General features: G+C 74.3%; 19 protein-coding genes and 1 pseudogene. 13 read left to right on the top strand and 7 right to left on the bottom strand.

Features of this window, described 5'->3' with window-relative positions; translation table 11 throughout:
- On the top strand, window positions 1-1,603 hold a 1,603-nt coding region (locus ABT106_RS17770), incomplete at its 5' end, for a beta-N-acetylhexosaminidase (protein WP_502979409.1).
- A gap of 69 nt (window positions 1,604-1,672) precedes the next feature.
- Here the strand turns inward: ABT106_RS17770 and ABT106_RS17765 are convergent.
- The 4 genes from ABT106_RS17765 to ABT106_RS17750 form a co-directional block, all read right to left on the bottom strand.
- Window positions 1,673-1,996: a DUF3040 domain-containing protein gene (locus ABT106_RS17765; RefSeq protein WP_351278040.1), complete on the bottom strand. Its 324-nt coding sequence runs from the start codon at window positions 1,994-1,996 to the stop codon at window positions 1,673-1,675.
- A 103-nt stretch (window positions 1,997-2,099) separates the two neighbouring features.
- Window positions 2,100-2,915 (bottom strand): endonuclease I family protein, encoded by an 816-nt coding sequence (locus ABT106_RS17760; RefSeq protein ID WP_351278038.1) that lies wholly within the window; start codon window positions 2,913-2,915, stop codon window positions 2,100-2,102.
- 175 nt (window positions 2,916-3,090) lie between these two features.
- A complete protein-coding gene (locus ABT106_RS17755) occupies window positions 3,091-3,330 on the bottom strand; it encodes a hypothetical protein (RefSeq protein ID WP_351278035.1) in 240 nt (79 codons plus the stop codon).
- 66 nt (window positions 3,331-3,396) lie between these two features.
- On the bottom strand, window positions 3,397-4,209 hold the full coding sequence (locus tag ABT106_RS17750; protein WP_351278033.1) for a glutamate ABC transporter substrate-binding protein: 813 nt from the start codon (window positions 4,207-4,209) through the stop codon (window positions 3,397-3,399).
- 215 nt (window positions 4,210-4,424) lie between these two features.
- Between ABT106_RS17750 and ABT106_RS17745 the strand changes: the two genes are divergently transcribed.
- From ABT106_RS17745 to ABT106_RS17735, 3 genes are all read left to right on the top strand, one after another.
- A complete protein-coding gene (locus tag ABT106_RS17745) occupies window positions 4,425-5,525 on the top strand; it encodes a hypothetical protein (RefSeq protein ID WP_351278030.1) in 1,101 nt (366 codons plus the stop codon).
- 109 nt (window positions 5,526-5,634) lie between these two features.
- Window positions 5,635-6,171 carry a TerD family protein gene (locus tag ABT106_RS17740; protein ID WP_351278028.1) on the top strand — a complete coding sequence of 179 codons (537 nt, stop codon included), beginning with the start codon at window positions 5,635-5,637 and terminating at the stop codon, window positions 6,169-6,171.
- 169 nt (window positions 6,172-6,340) lie between these two features.
- The gene (locus ABT106_RS17735) at window positions 6,341-6,835 is read left to right on the top strand and encodes a HEAT repeat domain-containing protein (RefSeq protein ID WP_351278025.1); all 495 of its coding nucleotides are present in this window, start codon (window positions 6,341-6,343) and stop codon (window positions 6,833-6,835) included.
- A gap of 453 nt (window positions 6,836-7,288) precedes the next feature.
- Here ABT106_RS17735 and ABT106_RS17730 read toward each other — a convergent pair whose 3' ends face one another.
- The gene (locus tag ABT106_RS17730) at window positions 7,289-7,912 is read right to left on the bottom strand and encodes a TetR/AcrR family transcriptional regulator (protein ID WP_351278022.1); all 624 of its coding nucleotides are present in this window, start codon (window positions 7,910-7,912) and stop codon (window positions 7,289-7,291) included.
- A 153-nt stretch (window positions 7,913-8,065) separates the two neighbouring features.
- Between ABT106_RS17730 and ABT106_RS17725 the strand changes: the two genes are divergently transcribed.
- From ABT106_RS17725 to ABT106_RS17690, 8 genes and pseudogenes are all read left to right on the top strand, one after another.
- Window positions 8,066-9,019 (top strand): phosphatase PAP2 family protein, encoded by a 954-nt coding sequence (locus ABT106_RS17725; RefSeq protein WP_351278019.1) that lies wholly within the window; start codon window positions 8,066-8,068, stop codon window positions 9,017-9,019.
- Window positions 9,016-10,011 (top strand): hypothetical protein, encoded by a 996-nt coding sequence (locus ABT106_RS17720; protein WP_351278017.1) that lies wholly within the window; start codon window positions 9,016-9,018, stop codon window positions 10,009-10,011. Before ABT106_RS17725 ends, ABT106_RS17720 begins: the two co-directional genes overlap by 4 nt.
- 5 nt (window positions 10,012-10,016) lie before the next feature.
- Entirely contained in the window at window positions 10,017-10,349 is a 333-nt protein-coding gene (locus tag ABT106_RS17715; RefSeq protein WP_351278014.1) for a hypothetical protein, read from the top strand.
- Between the two features lie 80 nt (window positions 10,350-10,429).
- Complete coding sequence (locus ABT106_RS17710; RefSeq protein WP_351278011.1) at window positions 10,430-10,696, top strand: GlsB/YeaQ/YmgE family stress response membrane protein; 267 nt, start codon at window positions 10,430-10,432, stop codon at window positions 10,694-10,696.
- A 243-nt stretch (window positions 10,697-10,939) separates the two neighbouring features.
- Window positions 10,940-11,074, top strand: a complete 135-nt coding sequence (locus tag ABT106_RS17705) for an RraA family protein (RefSeq protein ID WP_351278048.1) — start codon at window positions 10,940-10,942, stop codon at window positions 11,072-11,074.
- Between the two features lie 26 nt (window positions 11,075-11,100).
- A pseudogene (locus ABT106_RS17700) lies at window positions 11,101-11,166 on the top strand (hypothetical protein); the annotation flags it as partial.
- Window positions 11,167-11,500: 334 nt separating this feature from the next.
- Window positions 11,501-13,186, top strand: coding sequence for a peptide-N4-asparagine amidase (locus tag ABT106_RS17695; RefSeq protein ID WP_502979408.1), 1,686 nt, complete (start codon window positions 11,501-11,503; stop codon window positions 13,184-13,186).
- A gap of 27 nt (window positions 13,187-13,213) precedes the next feature.
- Window positions 13,214-14,950, top strand: coding sequence for a serine/threonine-protein kinase (locus tag ABT106_RS17690; RefSeq protein WP_351278009.1), 1,737 nt, complete (start codon window positions 13,214-13,216; stop codon window positions 14,948-14,950).
- A 19-nt stretch (window positions 14,951-14,969) separates the two neighbouring features.
- Here the strand turns inward: ABT106_RS17690 and ABT106_RS17685 are convergent, their stop codons facing one another.
- Window positions 14,970-15,632, bottom strand: coding sequence for a LysM peptidoglycan-binding domain-containing protein (locus tag ABT106_RS17685; protein WP_351278006.1), 663 nt, complete (start codon window positions 15,630-15,632; stop codon window positions 14,970-14,972).
- 442 nt (window positions 15,633-16,074) lie between these two features.
- Entirely contained in the window at window positions 16,075-16,992 is a 918-nt protein-coding gene (locus ABT106_RS17680) for a dihydrodipicolinate synthase family protein (RefSeq protein ID WP_351278003.1), read from the bottom strand.
- Window positions 16,993-17,062: 70 nt separating this feature from the next.
- Between ABT106_RS17680 and ABT106_RS17675 the strand changes: the two genes are divergently transcribed.
- Window positions 17,063-18,037 carry a LysR family transcriptional regulator gene (locus ABT106_RS17675; RefSeq protein WP_351278001.1) on the top strand — a complete coding sequence of 325 codons (975 nt, stop codon included), beginning with the start codon at window positions 17,063-17,065 and terminating at the stop codon, window positions 18,035-18,037.
- The last annotated feature ends 4 nt before the right edge of the window (window positions 18,038-18,041 follow it).

Here is an 18,041-nt window from a genome sequence, read left to right as displayed (position 1 = left end):
CGCGACGGCAACGGTCGCCGCGCTGGTCACCCTCGCCGTCCCGAGCTGTACCGCGGCCTCCGGCGAGGCCCCCGCGGCAGCCCCCACCCCCGGAACCGGCACCACGGCGTCGGCCCGGGCCGCGACCCCCGGTGCGGCCGACCCGACCCCGGCCCCCACACCGTCGCCGTACCCGCTGTCGACGGCCCCGAGCACCGTCCCCGCCGTACGGGAGCACGTCCCGGCCCGGGGCCCCGGCTGGAAGCCCGCCATCAGCGGCCGCGTGATCGTCGGCGCGGACGACGCCTCGGCACTCACCGACGAGGGCAAGCTGCTCGCGGGCGAACTGGGCATGGGTTTCGCCGAGGCGCAGGACGCGGGCCCCGGCGACGTACAGCTGTCCCTGGACGCCGGGGCCTCCGAGACGCCCGAGTCGTACACCCTCACCGTCAAGGACGGCCGGGCCGGGATCACCGCCCGCGACGAGGCCGGCGTCTTCTACGGCACCCGCACCCTCAAGCAGGCCGTCAAGACGGCGGGCTCCGCCCCGGAGGGCACGGTGCGCGACGCCCCGGCCCGCCCGCAGCGCGGCCTGAACCTCGACATCGCGCGCAAGAACTTCACCCCGGCCTGGATCGAGGACCGGATCCGCGAGATGGGCGACCTCAAACTCAACCAGCTCGGCCTGCACTTCTCCGACGACCAGGCCTTCCGCATCGAGTCCGAGAGCCATCCCGAGATCGTCTCCACGCCGCACCTGACCAAGGCGGACGTCCGCCGGATCACCGCGCTCGCAGCGAGCCGGCACATCACCGTCGTCCCGGAGATCGACTCTCCCGGACATCTCGGCGCGGTGCTGCGCGCCCACCCGGACCTGCAACTGCGCGACATACAGGGCAAGGCGGTCAAGGGCGCGGTGGACATATCCAACCCCGCCGCGGCCAAGCTCATCGACGAACTGCTCCGCGAGTACCTTCCGCTGTTCCCCGGCGGCGCCTGGCACCTGGGAGCCGACGAGTACCAGGCCCTCGTCGTCCGCGACCCGCAGGCATCCTTCCCGCGGCTCGCCGCCGCCGCCCGGGAACGGTACGGGCCCACGGCGCGCGTCCAGGACCTCGCGACGGGCTGGCTCAACGACCGCGCGGACGTGGTCCGTCCGTCCGGCAAGGCGCTCAAGGCCTGGAACGACGGCTTCTTCTCCGGCGGAGTCGCCAAGGCCGCCGAGGACCTCCAGGTCGAGTACTGGACCGGCAGGGAACTCGGCGCCCGCCCGCCGCTGGAGTACCTGCGCGAGGGCCGCAAGGTGGTCAACCTGAACGACGAGTACCTGTACTACGTCCTCGGCGAGCCGAACCGGTTCACCTACCCGACCGGCCGGCGCATCTACGAGGAGTGGACCCCGCTGGTGCTCCGCGGCACCACCGCCGTGCCCGCCCGGTACGGGGCACAGATACTCGGAGCCCGGCTCGCCGTCTGGAGCGACCTGGCGAACGCCCAGACCCAGGCGCAGGTGGCGGAAGGCATCCGGACGCCCCTGGCCGCACTCTCCCAGAAGGTGTGGGACGAGCGTCAGCCCCAGCGGTCCTGGGCCGAGTTCAAGGCCCTGACCGACCGGGTCCGGTGACGCCGGACCTCACGGTCGCCCCCCCGCGGTCGTCCCCTGCACCGGTCGCGCCCTGCGCGCAGTCGCGCCCTACACGTGGTCGTCGAGGCTTCGGCGGACCGTGCGGTCCCGGCCCTGCCAGCGTCGGAGGACCCACTGGCCGAGCAGCGGCAGCGCCGTCACCACCGTCAGCGTCCAGGTGGCCGCGAACGCCCAGATCAGGGGCTGCGACACGGTGACCGAGGCAGCCACGAACAGGGCGGCCGTCACCGCGCCCAGCAGGCAGGACACCGCGATGCGATGGCGTCGGGGGGTCGAGCGCAGTACCCGTTCGAGGGAGCGGTCCTGCCTGAGTTGGGCTTCGATCGCGGAGAAGGCGCGCTGCTCGCGATCCGAGAGTCCGGCTCCGTCCATGGCGACGTACCTCCGTCGGCTCGGCCACCGGCCGCGGGGTGCGGTCGGTGGCCTCTGACCGGCGAATACCCGTCCTGGCGCGGTCCAACCCCGCGCGGTGGCGTCACCAGATGGAGGCGACCCACTCCGGGTGGTCGATGAACGGGTTCCGGTTGTGCTGGTAGCTGTCGAATATGACCTGGTTGCGGCGCTTCTCGAAGGCGTCCGGCGGGTCCAGCTGGCTCCACTGCTTCAGGACGCTGATCCGGCCCATGGCCGGGGCGGAGCCGTTGTTGACCTTGTCGTTCATTTCGAGGTTCGCGAAGCCGTCGCCGCCTTCGTAGCGGACCGCCATGTAGAGCAGCATCCGCGCCACGTCGCCCTTGACGGCGTCGCGCGGCTCGAAGGAGTCGGAGTCGGTGAGGCTGCCCGGAGCCTCACCGACGGGGCTGCCGCCCTTGTCGAAGTCCTTGTTGCCGCGGGTGCTGTTGACGGTGACGTCCTCGGGGCGCAGGTGGTGCAGGTCGGTGCCCGGGCCGGTGGCGGTGCCGAAGTCGCCGTGGCTCTTGGCCCAGACGTGCTCGCGGTTCCAGTCGTTGGCCCCACCGCCGTTGGTGGACTTGGACTGGGAGCGGCCGGAGTAGAGCAGGATGACGTTGTTCGGGTTCGCCGGGTCCTGGTCGGTCACCTTCAGGGCGTTCCACACGCCGTCGTAGTTCACCTTCGACTGGGACTTGATGATGGTGTGCAGGGCGGCCTTCAACGCGGCTCCGGTCTTGCCCTCCGCGGCCGCGTAGTACGGCTCGATCGCGGCGGAACCGGTCACGACGGCGTGGGGAGCCGCCGTCCGCTCCTGTCCGGCCGTGGCGGTGGCCGGTACGGCCAGCAGGGCGACCGCCGCGAGGCCGGCGGCCGCGGGAGTCAGGCGGGAGAATCTCATGACGTGGGGGTCCTCTCCAACACGCACCGTCCCCGCCCTTGCGGTTGGCGGGGTGTCAGGTGGCAGAGCGAGGCTCGCATTGTCATGTGCTGATCAGGTGAAAACCATGTGTCCGGCACGCGGAAAGTCAGTGCTCCCGCCGGGGTGGCCGCCCCTCCGCGCACCGGACCGGTCGTCAGAGCCGGGTGCGAGGCTGGAGCCGGTGCGAACCATTCGAATGGCGGGCCTGGTGCGCGACCTGGTCGTGCACTCCCACCTCGGCGACACCGAGGAGCAGCGGACCGCCGTGCTCTGGTGCGCGCCCTCGTTCGAGGAGTTCGTCCACCGCTTCCGGATCGAGAGCCGGCTGTGGAACGTGGTCAACGGCGGCGACCCGTCCGGGCTCGATCCGCTGCTGCGCGACTGCCTGGAGCACTACGCCGCCCGCGCCGGAGGGGTGCACCGCCGCCCGCCGCCGCCGTGCCGTCGGTGCCGCCGTGCGTCAGCTGCCCGTCGTGACCTGCGGGGCGGGGTCGTACTTGAAGTTCGCGGGCCCGAAGTTCTTCTTCACGGCGCGGTCCCAGGAGCCGTCCTCGACCATCTTGCGCAGCGCGTCGTTGATCTTGGACTGGAGTTCCTTGTCGCCCTTCTTGACGCCGATGCCATAGTTCTCGTTGCTCAGGCTCTGGCCCGCCAGCTTGAACTTGCCCTCGTTGCCCTTGCGCGCCACGTACCCGGCCAGGATGGCGTTGTCCGTGGTCATGGCGTCGGCCTGGTTCTCCTGGAGGGCGACGAGGCACTCGGAGTATCCGGGGAGTTCCAGGATGCTCGCCTTCGGCGCCAGGCTGGTCCTGATGTTCTCCGCCGAGGTGGATCCCGTCACGGAGCAGAGCCTCTTGCTGTTGAGGTCCTCCGCCTTCGTGATGCTGTTGTCGGTGGCGCGTACGAGCAGGTCCTGGTGCGCGACGAAGTACGGGCCGGCGAAGTCGACCTTCTCCTTGCGCTTGGCGTTGATCGAGTAGCTGGCGGCGACGAAGTCGACCTCGTTGTACTGGAGCAGCAGCTCGCGGTCGTTGCTGAAGACCTGCTTGAACTCGATCCGGTCCGCGCTGTAGCCGAGCCGCTTCGCCACGTAGGTGGCGACGTCCACGTCGAAGCCGGTGAACGATCCGTCGGCCTCGCGCAGCCCGATGCCCGGCTGGTCGAACTTGATGCCGATGGAGATCCCCTTGGTCTCTTCGTCGCCACCGCATCCGGAGGTGGTCAGGACGAGGGCGATCACTGCGGAGACCGCGCCGACCTGGGGAACCTTCATGCTGCACTCTTTCCTCGGAACGCGGAACGTGCGCGGGGATCGCCGGCGTACGTGGAACCGCGGGGACGTGGGGGGACGTCGTGACACGTGTACGAGGAAGCTAGGAAGGCTATGGCCGCAGCGTCACTAGATCTGAGTAAAACTTGAGGATAACGATCCGGATCGGCCGCCGAATCTCCGGCTGAAACCGTCCGGAGCGGGATAAAGGGGTGGGCATGGGAGCAGGTTCGGTACGCATCGACGGAAGCACGCTGCTGCTGGGCGAGGGGGTGCGGATCCGGTTCGTCCGGACCCTGCGGCTGCCCGAGACGGGGACGCACGCGCTGCCCCCGGGTCTCGGTGACTTCCCGCTGCGCCGGGTCGAGGACCATCCGGACACGGTGCCGCCGGAGTGGCTGGCGAAGGGCGGCGTGATGCTGCCCGTCTACCTGCGCGAGGCGATGTGGCTCAGCTTCGGGGGGACCCGGGAGCCCGCCGCCCTCCAGGTCGGCGTCGGCAAGGTGTGCGCCGTCTCCGGCGAGCGCTGGACGGGGCGGCCCGCCCGCACCCCGCAGAACTACGTGGTGCTGCCGCGCCAGCCGTGGCTGGACGGGATCAACTCGGGCGAGGGCACCGTGCGCCAGTTCGTCGCCGTACCGCTGGGGCTGGGCGCCACCGTCGAGGGACAGGTCACCGGCGAGGAGACGACGGGCGGAGTACAGCTCCAGGCGTTCTCCCTGGGTGCGGCCCCGCTCGCCGCGTGGCGCCGGGCGCAGGAGGAGCAGCTGCGGGAGCAGCGGGCGCGCCTGCGGGCTCCCTCCCCGCGGTACGGCACGGGCCCGGGAGCGCCCGCCGGGTACGGGGGCGCGATGCCCCCGCCGATGGCGGCGGCCCCGGGCGGCTTCCCCCCGCCCGGATCGGCGCCCGCGCGGGCCGCGGCGGCCCCCGCCCCCGCGATGGGGCTCGGCGCCGGCGGCTCCATGCGCCAGGAGGTCTACCGGGACGACCGGCCGCTGTCCGACTGGGACGAGGAGTCGGCGGCCCGGGTCTTCGTCCACCTGGTGACCCCGCCCGCGTGGCGCCGGATCACCGGGGAAGAGGCGCCGCCCTCACCCGTCGACCGGGCCGCCTACACGCAGGCCGGCCTGCCCTGGTTCGATTACTACGACGAGTCCGGAGCCGACCTCGCGCCAGCCGGACCCCTGGGGCGGGTCAAGCCGGTGGGGGAGTGGCTGGGAGACGACCACACCCCCTGGTCCGAGCCGGTTCCCGGCCAGATCAAGCCGCTCGGAAACGCCCCCCGGCCGGGCAAACCCGTGCAGGACGGCAACTGGTGACGCCTCCGGTCGGCGGGCCCGCGGCCGGGATCGTACGGTCGCCCGGCCCGCCGCCCGGGCCGCGTGGCACGATGGCCGGGCAGATCCCGGCAAACGAAGGGGGAGTTCGGTGACCGGTGTACGCAAGGGCCTGGCCAAAGTAGAGGTCGCACTGCGGTGGGACCCGAGTCGGGCCGGCACACCGGCGAACGACCTGGACATAGTCGTCGCGGTCTACGGCGCGGCGGACCCGCACGGCACCCCCGTCCATCTGGTCCACTTCGGCAGCAGGTCCCCCGACGGCACCATCACCCTGAACCGGGACAGCCACACCGGCCAGGGCTTCGGGTTCGACGAGGTCATGACCCTCGAACTCGACAGGATGGCGGCGGAGTTGCGCCGGGTCGTGGTGGGCGTGGTCATCCAGCGGGCGGGCGAAGGCGACGCCCGGAAGACCTTCGCCGACATAGAGGGCGCGGGAGTCCGCATACGCGAGGGGCACACCGACCTGGCGGCGACCGACTTCGACTCCATCGCGACGGCCACCGCGGCCACCGTGGGCGAGTTCACCCGGGACGGTTCGGGCGGGTGGTCGCTGACCGCGCGGCTGCACGGCTTCGACACCGACCCCGAGGAGTTCATCCGCATCATGGGCGCCGTCCGCTGACGGCGCCGGCCGACTGGTTCGAATCCGCTCCGGCCGACGGTTCGGCGGGGGAGTACGGGGCCGCCCGCGGGCGGCTGTTCGAGGACGTCACGGCCGACCGTGGGGCCCGGCCGTCCGCCGTCTGCCGGAGGCGGCCCGGTCCGCCGATCCCGCCGTACGGCTCCGGGCGGTGGCCCTTCTGGGGAGCCACTCCGGGAGCTCGTGCGCGGGCTCGTCCACCGGCTCGTCCACCGGCACGTACGCGGCCCCCGGCGCCTGGCCCGACGGGCTGGACGCCATCGAGGCCCGCCTCGCGGACCCGGACCCCCGGGTCCGCCTCGAAGCGGCCCGCGGCCTGTGGCTGACCGGTGCCACCGACCGGGCGGCGAGCGCCCTGCACCGCTGGACGGAACCGGCGCTGCGCGCCCGCCTGGCCGTGGCGGCCGGCCCGTGGTTCGTACGCCTCGGCTCCGACCCGCAGCGCAGCCCGCCGTACGCTTCCTCGCCCGGCTGGCCGAGCTTGAGCGGTCCCCGGCCGCGCGGTGGCCCTTCCTCGACGCCGCCCTGCTCCACGACGCCGAGGCGGCCGCCCGCCACGTCGACGGGCCGGGGGAGCGCTGGGAAGGGGCACTGGACCGGCTCCGGCACGCGGGGCCCGCCGAACTGCCCCGCGTGCTCGCCGTGATGACCCCGCCGTTGCGCGCGTACGGCTTCGGGGAGTGGTACCTGGCCGGGCTCGGCCGGATCGGCCCGGCCGCACGGCCGGCGCTGCCCGCCGTGGAGTCGGTGATCGGCCGCCGCCGCCGCATTCCGGCGAACGACTCCACGCGCGACGGTGAGATGTACCTCGACGAGTGCCTCCGCGCCGCGGCCCACTGGGCCCGGCGCGCGATCACCGGCCGCGCCCGAGGCGTGCCCGCCCGAGGCGACCGGTCCCCGGGCGGTCCGGCGTACGGGGCCGGCAGGGGAAGGGGGAGGGGGTGCCGTCACGGGCCGGGGGTGGCGTCCGCGCGGATCGGGCGGCGGCCACTCCGCTCGGGAGTGCCCGCCGCCCGGTCCGGGTGGCGCGCTGCCGCCGTCCCCACGAGGCAGCGCGGGCGGTCCGCCGTCCGGTCATCGAGCCGGCGGGCCACCGGTATCAGGGGGTCGGACCGTCCGGCGAGCCGGTCGGGGTCAGACCCAGGGCGGGCAGCAGGACCGCGTCGACGAAGCGGACGAGGTACTCGGCGTCGGCGTACCGGCCCTCCAGCACCGGCCGGATGCGGAGCACGCCCATCAACTGCGCCGGCAGGAACTCCACGGCCGGGTGGTCGGCGGTGATCTCGCCCCGCGCCACGCCCCGGGCCACCATCACGTCGAAGGCGGCCAGTTCCGGCCCGACCAGCGCCTCGCGCAGGGCGGCCTGGAGCTCCTCGTCGCTCAGTACGGCGTGCCCCAGGGCCTGCATCAGCCGGGTGTCCCGCCCCGAGGTGCAGCCCGCGATCCGAGCCGCCTCGCGCAGGTCGCCCGCCAGTGACCCGGTGTCCACCGCGACCAGCGTGCCCTGCCGGCCGGCCCGCAGGGCGGCGGCGACGAGCTGGGGCTTGGTCTTCCACTGCCGGTACAGCGTGGACTTTCCGCAGCTGGCCCGGGCGGCGATGCCCTCCATGGTGAGGGCCTCGTAGCCGTCCTCGCGCAGCTGGTCCAGTACGGCGTCGTAGAACTCCTGCTCCCGCTCCGGGCTGATCTTGGAGCGGCGCGCGGTGACCGGCGTCGACGTCATGGGCTGCGGCTCTCCTGGGGGGCGCTTCGGTGGCACGTTCCTGTTCGGAGTGTACGGGAACGCGAGCGTATCGGTACACCGGCGTATCGATACGCGAATGTATCGATACACTGGCGTGTCGATGTGCGCGCAAACAGGAAGCGAGACCGGGGGATGACCTCCCACACCACACCTGCCGGGCCGGCAGCCGGACCGAGAGCCGCGCGCCGCCGCCTCATACGCGAGCTGCTGCTCGTCGCCGGCCTGTTCACCGTCTACAAGGCGGGCCGGACGCTCTCGACCGGCCGCACCGACGCGGCCTTCCGCAACGCCGGGTGGATCTGGGACGCCGAGCGCGTCCTGCACCTCCCGGGGGAGGGACTGGTGCAGGGGCTGCTGCTGCACGGGGAGACCCTCGTGCGCACCGCGAACACCTACTACGCGGGCGTCCACTTCCCCGCGACGGTGCTGTTCCTGGTCTGGCTCTACGCGCGCCGCCCCGCCCACTACCTCTGGGCGCGCCGGGTCCTCGTCATCCTCACCGGAGCCGCCCTCGCCCTCCACCTCGCCTTCCCGCTGGCGCCCCCGCGGATGCTGGGCGCGGCGCACCTCGTCGACACCGGGCAGGTCTACGGCCCCACCGTCTACCGGGCCGCGCCCGCCGCCGACACCATGGCCAACCAGTTCGCGGCGATGCCCTCGCTGCACTTCGGCTGGGCGCTGATGCTCGCGCTCGGCATGATGGCCGCCACCCGCTCCCGGCTGCGGGTGCTGTGGCTGCTCCATCCGCTGGTGACCCTGCTCGTGGTCGTCGGCACCGCCAACCACTACTGGCTCGACGCGATCGTGGCGACCGTGCTGCTGGGGGCGGCGCTGCTGCTGATCCCCCGACCGGGCACGCCGGGTCCGACGCCGGGCGCGGACACCGGCAGCGCCGGAGCCCCCGAAGTGTCCGAGGTCCCCGGAGTCTGCACAGCCTCCGAGGCTTCCGACACCTCCGTCGTGGAAGGCGCCGGTGCCGGTGTGTCCGGTGCCGGCCCGGGCGGGCCCCCCGCCTCCGGAGCCGTCCCCGTACGCCGCCCGCCGCGCCCGCGCGGCAAGCGTGCCGCCGTGGGAGCGGGGCGGTGAACGCCACCGCCCTCGCCGTCGGGCTCTGCCTTGCCTCCGCCGTGACGTACGCGGCCGCCGCCGTCGCGCAGGAGCGGCTCGCCCGCGCCGCCGAGGCCCGTACCGCCAAGGAGCTGTTCGGCAACGCCGCGTGGTGGTGGTCGGCCGGGCTGAACGCCGCCGCGGCGCTGCTGCACGCGGCGGCCCTGCGGTACGGCCCGCTCACCCTGGTCCAGCCGCTCGGCGCGCTCACCCTGGTGGCGGCCGTTCCGCTGGGCGCGCGCGGCGCCGGGCGCCGGGTGGCGGCCACCGAGTGGCGGGGCACGCTGGCCACCGTCGCCGGGCTCGGCCTGCTGCTGCTGCCCGCCTCCGGTCCGGCCCCCGACGACACCCTCAGCCTGGCCGAGGCGTTCGCCGTCTCCGGCGCCACGGCCGCCGTGATCCTGCTGCTGACCGCCGCGCGGGACCCGCGCTCGGGTCTGCGGCACGCGACGGCTTCCGGACTCGCCTCCGCGGCGGCCTCCGCCCTGACCCAGACCGTCGCCGTGGCGGGCGGCCGCGGGGGCGCGCTGCTCAGCGTCCGCGTCGTCTCGGTGGCCCTGCTCGTCGTGGTGTTCGCCGTCGGCGGGATGCTGCTGTCCCAGCGCGCCTACCGCGGCGGGCTCGGTGCCCCGCTCGCCGTCGTGAACCTGGCCAACCCCCTCGCGGCCGCCGCCATCGGCATGGTGCTGCTCGGCGAACGCCTCCAAGGCGGAGCGGCGGGAGTACTGCTGGCGGCGGCGGGCGCCCTCGCGGCGGCGCGCGGCGTGCTCCTGCTCACCCGGACGCCCCCGGCTCCGACGGGCGGCGCCGTCGCCGCGGGGGCCGCCGCGTCCTCGGGCTCCGCCGGCCCCGCAGCCCCGATCGCCTCCGCTGCTCCTATGGCCCCCGCAGCCCCGACCGCCCCGGCGGTGCCGTCCGCCCCCGTCGTTCCCGTCGTTCCCGCCGTACCGCCCGCCCGTGTGGCAGCATGACGCGCATGCTCGAAGGATCGTCCCTTTCCCTGTGGTCCAAGGACTCGGTGCTGTCGATCGGCTCGGTGGGCTCGGTGCTCTCCGTGGGTTCGGTCGGCAGCGTGCTCTCGATCGGCTCGGTCGGCTCCACGCTGTCCGCCGCCTCCCTCGGTTCGAGCCTCTCGCTCATCTCCGCCGGCTCCTGGCTCAGCGTGGGCTCGGTCCTCTCCGCGCAGTCCTCCTTCTCCGTACTCTCCTGGCGCTCGCGCGGCGCCTTCCTGGCGGCGGGCGCGGTCGGCGCGGCCGGTGTCGCGGCCCTCACCGTGCTCGCCCTCTCCCGGCCGGCCGCGCACCGCTGACCACGGACGGAGAACCGTTTCGGCCCCGCTCGCGTCCTCCCCGGTGAACGCGACGCACCACCGAAACGGAGTGACTGGTCATGGGGTTCGTGAGCTGGATCATCCTGGGACTGCTGGCCGGCGGCATAGCCAAGGTCCTGTTGCCGGGCCGGGATCCGGGCGGCTTGATCGGTACCGTCCTCATCGGCGTCGCCGGGGCCTTCGTCGGCGGCTGGCTCTCGGCCACGTTCCTCGACCGTCCGGTCCAAACGCAGTTCTTCGACCTCGCCACCTGGGGATCCGCCATCGCGGGCTCGCTCGTCCTGCTGATCGGCTACCGCATCCTGTTCGGCAACTCCCGCGACTGAACGCCCGCCGCCCGCCGCCCGCCTGCCCCGGCCGCGCGGCGCGACGCACGGGCGTACGGATACCAACAGCGAGGGAAGCGTTCCGGGACGTCCCAGCCCCCCTGTGACCCCCGCCCCCACGGCAGACCTGCACGACCAGCACGCGAGGAACTCGCCCTTCCGCACCACCGGCTTCCGCAGTCCGGCGGCCGCAGGCTCTTCGCCGGCCCGGTCCGCACGCTCGCCCGCCCCGAGGACAACGCGCTGCTGCGCGTGCTCGTCCACAGCCCCGGAGAGGGAGCCGTCCTCGTCGTGGACGGCGGCGGCTCGCTGCGCAACGCCCTCGTCGGCGACCTGATCGCGGGCGCGTCGCCCGGCGCAACGGCTGGGCCGGGCTGATCCCGCTCGGCGCGGTCCGCGACAGCGTGGCCCTCGGTGGACTCGACCTCGGCAGCACGGCCCTGGGCACGATCCCGCGCAAGAGCGGCGAGACCGGCGCGGGCGCGGTGGACGGGCCCGTCACCATCGGCGGCGTCACCTTCCGCCCCGGGACGCGGTGTACGCGGACGACGACGCCGTCGCGGTCCTCCCCACCGGCAGCTGACCGGCCGTCCGGCTGTCCGGCCCCCCCGGCCCTCCGGCGACCGCCCCGCCAGCCGGGAGGTGGCCGGAGCCGCGCCGCGAGGCGACCGCTCCCGCCCCCAGCCGCCGGGGCGCCGCCGCTTCCGCGCACCGGCCGGAGTCCCCGGTGCGGGGGCCGGATCGCGCCAGGGCGGCGCGGCCCGCCCTGGTGTGCCACCGGACACCGGGCTTCACTCCGGGGCCATGACACGACACCGGATCATGCGCCTGCTCGGCGCGCTGACCCTCGCGGCCGCCGGCCTGGCCGGCGCCTCGGGACCCGCGGCCGCGGCCCCGGCCTCGTACGGTGCGGCTGCCCCGGCCCCAGCCCCGGGCCCCCGTGGGCCGGCCCCCGCCCCCGGCCCGACCCCGCCCGCCGAGTTCGGAACCGACTGGCACGACCCCCTCACACCCGGCCCGCCCGTCGCCCGCCCCGCGACACGGTCCTGCCGGGTCACCCTCGCGGAGGCGCAGTTCCGCGACTTCACCCCGTACCGGGGCTCCTACGCACCCCCCGCCGGCTGCGGCACCGACCACTGGGCCGCGGTGGTGCTCCGGCTCGACGGGAAGGTCAAGGGCCGCCAGTACGACCGCCTCGGCCACCTCTCCCTCGGCGGCGTCGAGATCCTGCGCACCTCCACGCCCCAGCCCTCGCCCGACGGCATCGCCTGGTCCGTGGAGAAGGACGTCACCCGCTACCGCGACACCCTCGCCCGGCCGCAGCCCGTCGAGATGCTCATCGGGAACGTCGTCGACGACACCTACACCGGAGTCATCGACGTCACGGTCACCCTCACCTTCTACGCCGCCGAGGGCCGCACCGGCCCGGCCGCGACCCCCGACCGCGTCCTGCCGCTCACCTCCCCGGCCGTCACCACCCCGCGCAACACCGAACGGCTCCTCGCCGAGGTGTACGCCACCGGCTCCGGTGGAGGCTGCGAGGAGTACTGGTACCTGACCGTCCCGGACGCGGCCCCGTACTCCTGCAAGGCGGCCGACGGCCCGTACCGCGAAGTGCGCGTCCACGTCGACGGCCGGCTCGCCGGCCTGGCCGCGCCCTTCCCGACCGTCTGGACCGGCGGCTGGTCCAACCCCTTCCTCTGGTACGTCACCCCCGGCCCCCGCGCCTTCGACGTCCAGCCCGTCGTCTACGACCTCACCCCCTTCGCCGCCCTCCTCAACGACGGCCGCCCGCACCGGATCGAGGTGACCGTCGCCGGAGCGCCGGCCGGCCAGAGCGGCTGGAGCACCCCGGCCAACCTGCTGCTGTGGCAGGACGAGGCACGGGCGGTCGTCACCGGCGCCCTGACCCGGCACGAGGAGGGCCGGCCGACCGGCCACTCCCGCTGGACGCCCGCCGCACCCGGCGCCGCCCACCGCCTCGACACCGAGGGCGGCCACCGGCTCACCGTCGCCGGATACCTCGACACCTCGCACGGCCGGATCACCACCACGGTCACCCGCGCGGTCCGCAACACCTCCGTCCACCGCTGGACCGACGGCGAGAACCTCGACGCCCTGACCGCCGAGTGGACCGACGAGGAGAACGTGGCCCGCGGCGCCACCACCACCCGCACCCTGCGCACCTACACGATGGACGGCGAGACCACCCTCGGCGCCGGCGACCGGCTGCGCACCGTCCTGTCCCTCGGCGACCGGGCGGACACCACGACCCGGCGCGGCGGCCGGACCGTCGGCTCCTCCCGGCTCGACGACCGCTACACGGGCGACGCCACCTACACGACCGGCGTCCCGCGCGACCAACGGCACGCCGTCGCCACCACCACGGCCCGCACGCGGGCCTACGGGGCCGGGGTGCCCGGCGGCTGTCACGACCGCACGCTGACCGCGGTGCAGGGCACCCTCACGGTGGACCGCCTCCGCTGCTGACGGAGGGGGGCCCTACGATGACCGGCCATGGAGACGAGTGAGGCCGGCAGACAGCTGATCGACGGCCGGTTCGAACTGATCAAGCCCTTGGGCGCCGGCGGCATGGGCACGGTGTGGCGTGCCCGTGACATCGCCCTGCACCGCGACGTCGCGTTGAAGGAGGTGCGCCCGCCGGACCCGGCCACCGCGGCCGCCCAGCCCGGTCTCGCCGACCAGCTGCGCGAACGGGCCGTCCGCGAGGCCCGTGCCCTCGCCCGCCTCGCCCACCCGAACGTGGTCACGATCCACCACATCGTGGAGCCCGCGCCGGGTGCCGACGGCCACCCGTGGATCGTCATGGAGATGGTCCGGGGCGGCTCGCTGTACGACCGGCTGGAGTCCGGCCCCCTGCCGGTCGCGGAGGTGATCCGGCTCGGCCTCGACGTGTTGTCCGCGCTGCGCGCCGCGCACGCCGAGGGCGTCCTGCACCGCGATGTGAAACCGGCCAATGTGCTGCTGCGCCCCGACGGCTCCGCGGTGCTTACGGACTTCGGCATCGCCGCCCTGCACGACTCCTCGGGCCTCACCTCGACCGGGGTGCTGATCGGCTCGCCCGAGTACATCGCGCCCGAGCGGGTGCGTGGCGCCGAGGGGCTGGCCGCCTCCGACCTGTGGTCGCTCGGCATGATGCTGTACGTGGCCGCGGAGGGCGTCCACCCGCTGCGCCGGGCCTCCAGCCTGGCCACCGTGGTCGCGGTGCTCGACGAGCCGCTGCCCGCGCCCGTACGGTCCGGGCCGCTGGGGCCCGTACTGGAGCGGCTGCTCGTACGGGACCCGGCCGCGCGCCCCGACGCGGTGCTCCTGGAACAACTGCTCCGCGGCGCGAGTTCCGCTCTCGCGGGGCCGGCGGCCGGCTACGGTCCGCCCCCGCCGTCCGGGCCGCCCACCGCCCCGGCCGGCGCCTCGCAGGCGCCCGCCGCGCTCCCCGGGCCCTACGGTCCGTACGCGCCCTCGGCCCACCCGGCCCACACCCCGCCGGCGTTCCGTCCCGGCGGCGGCTCCCCGTACGACGCCACCGCGCCGCTCCCGGCCACCCGCGGCCCGCGCCGCAGGACGGCCCTGATCGCGGCGGTCCTGACGGTGGCCCTGACGGGCGGGGTCGTCGGCCTCGTCCAGTGGCTGCCCTTCGGGGGCGAGCGGTCCGGCGGCGACGCGAAGGGCGCCACCACCACCGCCACCAGCGGCCCCGGCACCCCGGCCGCGAAGACGCCCGCCCCGCAGGCGAGCACCCCGCAGGCGGCCACCGGCGGCGGCCGGCAGGGCGGTTCCGCGGCCCCGCCCAAGGGCGGGCTGCTCACCCCGGCGGGCATCCGGACGGCGCTGGAGGCGTTCAAACAGCAGGCCGGCACCACGGTGTTCGTGGACCTGCTGGTCTACGACGGGTACGTCCTCGCCTCGATCCCCACCGCCCCGGGTGCCAAGACGGTCGACGCCTGGCAGTACCGCGACGGTGCCGCCAAGCGCACCGGCCCGAAGGGGACCGTCGATGCCGACAAGCCCCTGATCGACATGGCCACGGTCTCCTGGGACGCCCTCCCGGGCCTGCTGGAGCAGTCCCAGAAGGAGCTGGGGGTGTCCGCTCCGACATCGCGGTACGTCATCGTCGACGCCTGGATGATGGACGGCCTCCCGTGCATGAGGCCGTACCTGAGCGACGAGTACGGCCAGGGCGGCTACGTCCTCGCCGGGATCGACGGCAAGGTGCGCAAGGTCCAGCGCTCCTGACCGCCGGTGAACCGGAGCCCTAGTACGGGCCGTTCACGTTGTCGATGGAGCCGTAGCGCTTGGCCGCGTAGTTGCAGGCGGCGGTGATGTTGGCGACCGGGTCGTACGAGTCCAGGGAGGTGCCCGGCACATGGTGCGCCCGGAAGGTCGGGTCGATGACCTGGAGCAGACCCTTGGAGGGGATGCCCGCCGCGGCGTTCGAGTCCCAGTTGTTGATCGCCAGCGGATTTCCGGAGGATTCCCGCATGATGTTGCGGTGGATTCCGTTGTAGGTGCCGGGAATTCCGTGCTTCGCCATGACGTCGAGCGACTCGCGGATCCAGCCGTCCAGGTTGTTCGGGTAGGTCTTGGCGGCGATGGTGGCCGCGGCCTTCTTCGCGGCCGTGCCGAGGTTCAGTTTCAGGCCGGGGCGGATGGTCGCCGGGTTCTCGCCGATGGTGGTGCGGTTGGCGGCGTAGAGCTGTTCCCAGCCCCCGGTGAGGGAGTGCTGCGCCGCGATCTGCGACAGGGTGTCGCCGGCGACCACCGCGTACGTGGTGGGTGCGGTGGCCGACTCGGCCGCTCCGGCGCTGGTCGCGCCGACCAGGGGGAGGGCGAGGGCCAGCCCGCCGGTGCCGGCGAGGGCCAGCCTGCGGGTGATCGGGTTCTGCTTCGGCTGGCGGTGCTTACCCTGTGCGGGCATGGCGGAATTCCTCACGTGGGGGGACGGGAGATCCCCGGCGGCGGCCGGATTCGGCTGTCGGCCGCTGGGAACGAGGTGACCGTAGGCGAGTTCGCCCGGCCGGAACAAGACATGAATTCCGCCCGGAGATCGACTTCCCGCATTCCGCACGCGAAATGACCATGGAAAGGTCTTCGGGTAATTGCCGATTCCCTTTCCGGGGAAAGGGAATCGGCCGGTCGCACGGACATGATGTTGAATGCTTTCAAGTGACTGACGTCACGGTTTGGCGGCCGGAATCCCAATATGGGCAAGTCGGCGCTCCACGTGCCTCATTAGGGCGACTCGTGCATTGGTTGCGAATCGCCCATTAAGGACTCTTTCCGGCTTTTCGTGGTCGGTCGCAGGCCATCGGCGTCCCGCCGGCCGCGGGGCCGCCGCGCGGCGACCGCACCGCGGCCGTTCACAGCTCCGCCAGCCGCTCCGCGACCGCGTCCACCGCCCCCGCCGAGGCCGGCAGCAGGGGGAGCCGTACGCCGGCGGTCGGAATGCGGCCCTGCGCGTGCAGCACCCCCTTGACCACCGCGGGATTCGGCTCGGCGAACGCCGCCGCCGACATCCGGGCCAGCGCGTGCCCCAGCGGCCGCGCCCGCTCCACGTCGCCCGTCCGCCAGGCCGCGGCCAGCTCCGCGAACCGGGCCGTCGCCAGGTGCGCCGAAGCCAGTACGCCGCCCACCGCGCCCATGGCCAGCAGCGGCGAGAGGAACACGTCGTCGCCCGCCAGCACCTCGAACCCGTCCGGCAGGTCCCCGAGCAGCGCCACCGTCTCCTGGTCGATGCCGCCGCCCGCGTACTTCACCCCGGCCACTTCCGGCAGCGAGCCGACGGCCCGCAGCGCGGCGGCGTCCAGCGGCTGCCCCGTGCGGTACGGGACGTGATAGACGATCAGCGGCACGGGGCTCACCTCGGCCAGCCGCGCGAAGTGCGCCAACACCCCCGCCGCCGAAGGCCGTACGAACGCAGGCACTGTCACCAGCGCGGCCCCGGCCCCCGGCAGACGTGCCAGCCGCGCCAGCGACTCTTCGGCCGCACGGGTCCCGCTCGCCCCCGCGCCCACGGTCAGCAGCGCGCCCCGCTCCCCGCAGACCCGGGCGCACACGGCGGTGACGAGGTCGCGCTCCGCCGCGTCGAGCAAGGCGACCTCCGCGGTCGTCCCGAGGGCGACCAGACCGGCCGCGCCCCCGTCGAGCACGTCGTGGGCGAGGGCCTCCAGGGCCTCGGCGGCGACCTCCCCGGAGCGGTCGAAGGGGGTGACGAGGGGTACGTGGATCCCGTGCAGGGAGAGGTCCCCGGCGGAACGCCGGTCGGTGTCCTGGTTCATGCTCCGAGCCTGGCGCCCGGGAAGCGTCGAATCCAGTTCGCGTTTCCCACCAGAACCGTAAGCTGAGCCGATGCTCGACGTACGACGCCTGCGCCTGCTGCGCGAACTCGCCCGCCGCGGGACCATCGCCGCCGTGGCTCAGGCCCTCGCCTTCAGCCCTTCGGCGGTCTCCCAGCAACTGACCGTCCTGGAACGCGAGGCCGGCCTGCCGCTGCTGGAGCGCACCGGCCGCCGGGTCCGCCTCACCCCCGCCGGCGAGACCCTGGTCCGCCATGCCGACGCCGTCCTCGAACGGCTGGAACGGGCCGGCGCCGACCTCGCCGAAGCCCGCGGCGGCCTCGCCGGGGCGCTGCGCGTCGGGGCCTTCCCCACGGCCGCGCGGGCCATCGTCCCGGCCGCCCTGACGGCCCTCGCGCGGCGCCACCCCGCGCTGGAGCCGATGGTGTCGGAGACCGACCCGGCGGCCGTCGCGCACGCCCTGCGGGCCGGGGACCTGGACGTGGCGCTGATCCACGTCTACGACCTGGTGCCGGCGCCGAGGGAGCCCGGGATCGACACCGAGCCGCTGTACCGGGAGGCGATGTACCTGGCGGCGCCCGCGGGCCGGGCTCCGGGCCCGCCGCCGCCCGGCGGTCCGGACCGGAGCCCGGAGGTGAGCCCGGACCGGACCACGGACCAGGCCGGCGTCCTGCTCGCGCACGCGGAGGACCCCTGGATCACCGCCAGCCCCGGGACCCTCTGCCACGCGATGACCGTACGGGCCTGCCGGGCGGCCGGATTCACCCCGCGCGTCCGCCACCGGGTCGACGAGTTCGCCACCGTGCTCGCCCTGGTCGCGGCCGGCCAGGGCGTGGCCGTCGTACCGCAGCTCGGGATCACCGGGCCCCCCGACCCCGCCGTCCGCCTCACCCGGCTGCCCATGGAGCGCCGCACCGAGGTCGCCTTCCGCAGCGGATCCGCCGCCCACCCGGCGGTGGCCGCGTTCACCGCCGCGCTGCGGGAGTCCGTACCGCCGGAACCGGCCGGTTCGCGCGCCGCGCGGTGAGACG

The organism is Streptomyces sp. NPDC002044 (assembly GCF_040296725.1).
Lineage (GTDB): Bacteria > Actinomycetota > Actinomycetes > Streptomycetales > Streptomycetaceae > Streptomyces > Streptomyces antarcticus.
Note: the sequence above shows the minus strand (reverse complement) of the source record. Positions and strands in the feature narration are given on the sequence as shown.

Coding starts and splice junctions, on each gene's coding strand:
- ABT106_RS17765 (WP_351278040.1), bottom strand. CDS start 1,996: ATGGACGGAGCCGGACTCTCGGATCGCGAGCAGCGCGCCTTCTCCGCG.
- ABT106_RS17760 (WP_351278038.1), bottom strand. CDS start 2,915: ATGAGATTCTCCCGCCTGACTCCCGCGGCCGCCGGCCTCGCGGCGGTC.
- ABT106_RS17750 (WP_351278033.1), bottom strand. CDS start 4,209: ATGAAGGTTCCCCAGGTCGGCGCGGTCTCCGCAGTGATCGCCCTCGTC.
- ABT106_RS17745 (WP_351278030.1), top strand. CDS start 4,425: ATGGGAGCAGGTTCGGTACGCATCGACGGAAGCACGCTGCTGCTGGGC.
- ABT106_RS17730 (WP_351278022.1), bottom strand. CDS start 7,912: ATGACGTCGACGCCGGTCACCGCGCGCCGCTCCAAGATCAGCCCGGAG.
- ABT106_RS17725 (WP_351278019.1), top strand. CDS start 8,066: ATGACCTCCCACACCACACCTGCCGGGCCGGCAGCCGGACCGAGAGCC.
- ABT106_RS17715 (WP_351278014.1), top strand. CDS start 10,017: ATGCTCGAAGGATCGTCCCTTTCCCTGTGGTCCAAGGACTCGGTGCTG.
- ABT106_RS17710 (WP_351278011.1), top strand. CDS start 10,430: ATGGGGTTCGTGAGCTGGATCATCCTGGGACTGCTGGCCGGCGGCATA.
- ABT106_RS17695 (WP_502979408.1), top strand. CDS start 11,501: ATGACACGACACCGGATCATGCGCCTGCTCGGCGCGCTGACCCTCGCG.
- ABT106_RS17690 (WP_351278009.1), top strand. CDS start 13,214: ATGGAGACGAGTGAGGCCGGCAGACAGCTGATCGACGGCCGGTTCGAA.
- ABT106_RS17685 (WP_351278006.1), bottom strand. CDS start 15,632: ATGCCCGCACAGGGTAAGCACCGCCAGCCGAAGCAGAACCCGATCACC.
- ABT106_RS17680 (WP_351278003.1), bottom strand. CDS start 16,992: ATGAACCAGGACACCGACCGGCGTTCCGCCGGGGACCTCTCCCTGCAC.
- ABT106_RS17675 (WP_351278001.1), top strand. CDS start 17,063: ATGCTCGACGTACGACGCCTGCGCCTGCTGCGCGAACTCGCCCGCCGC.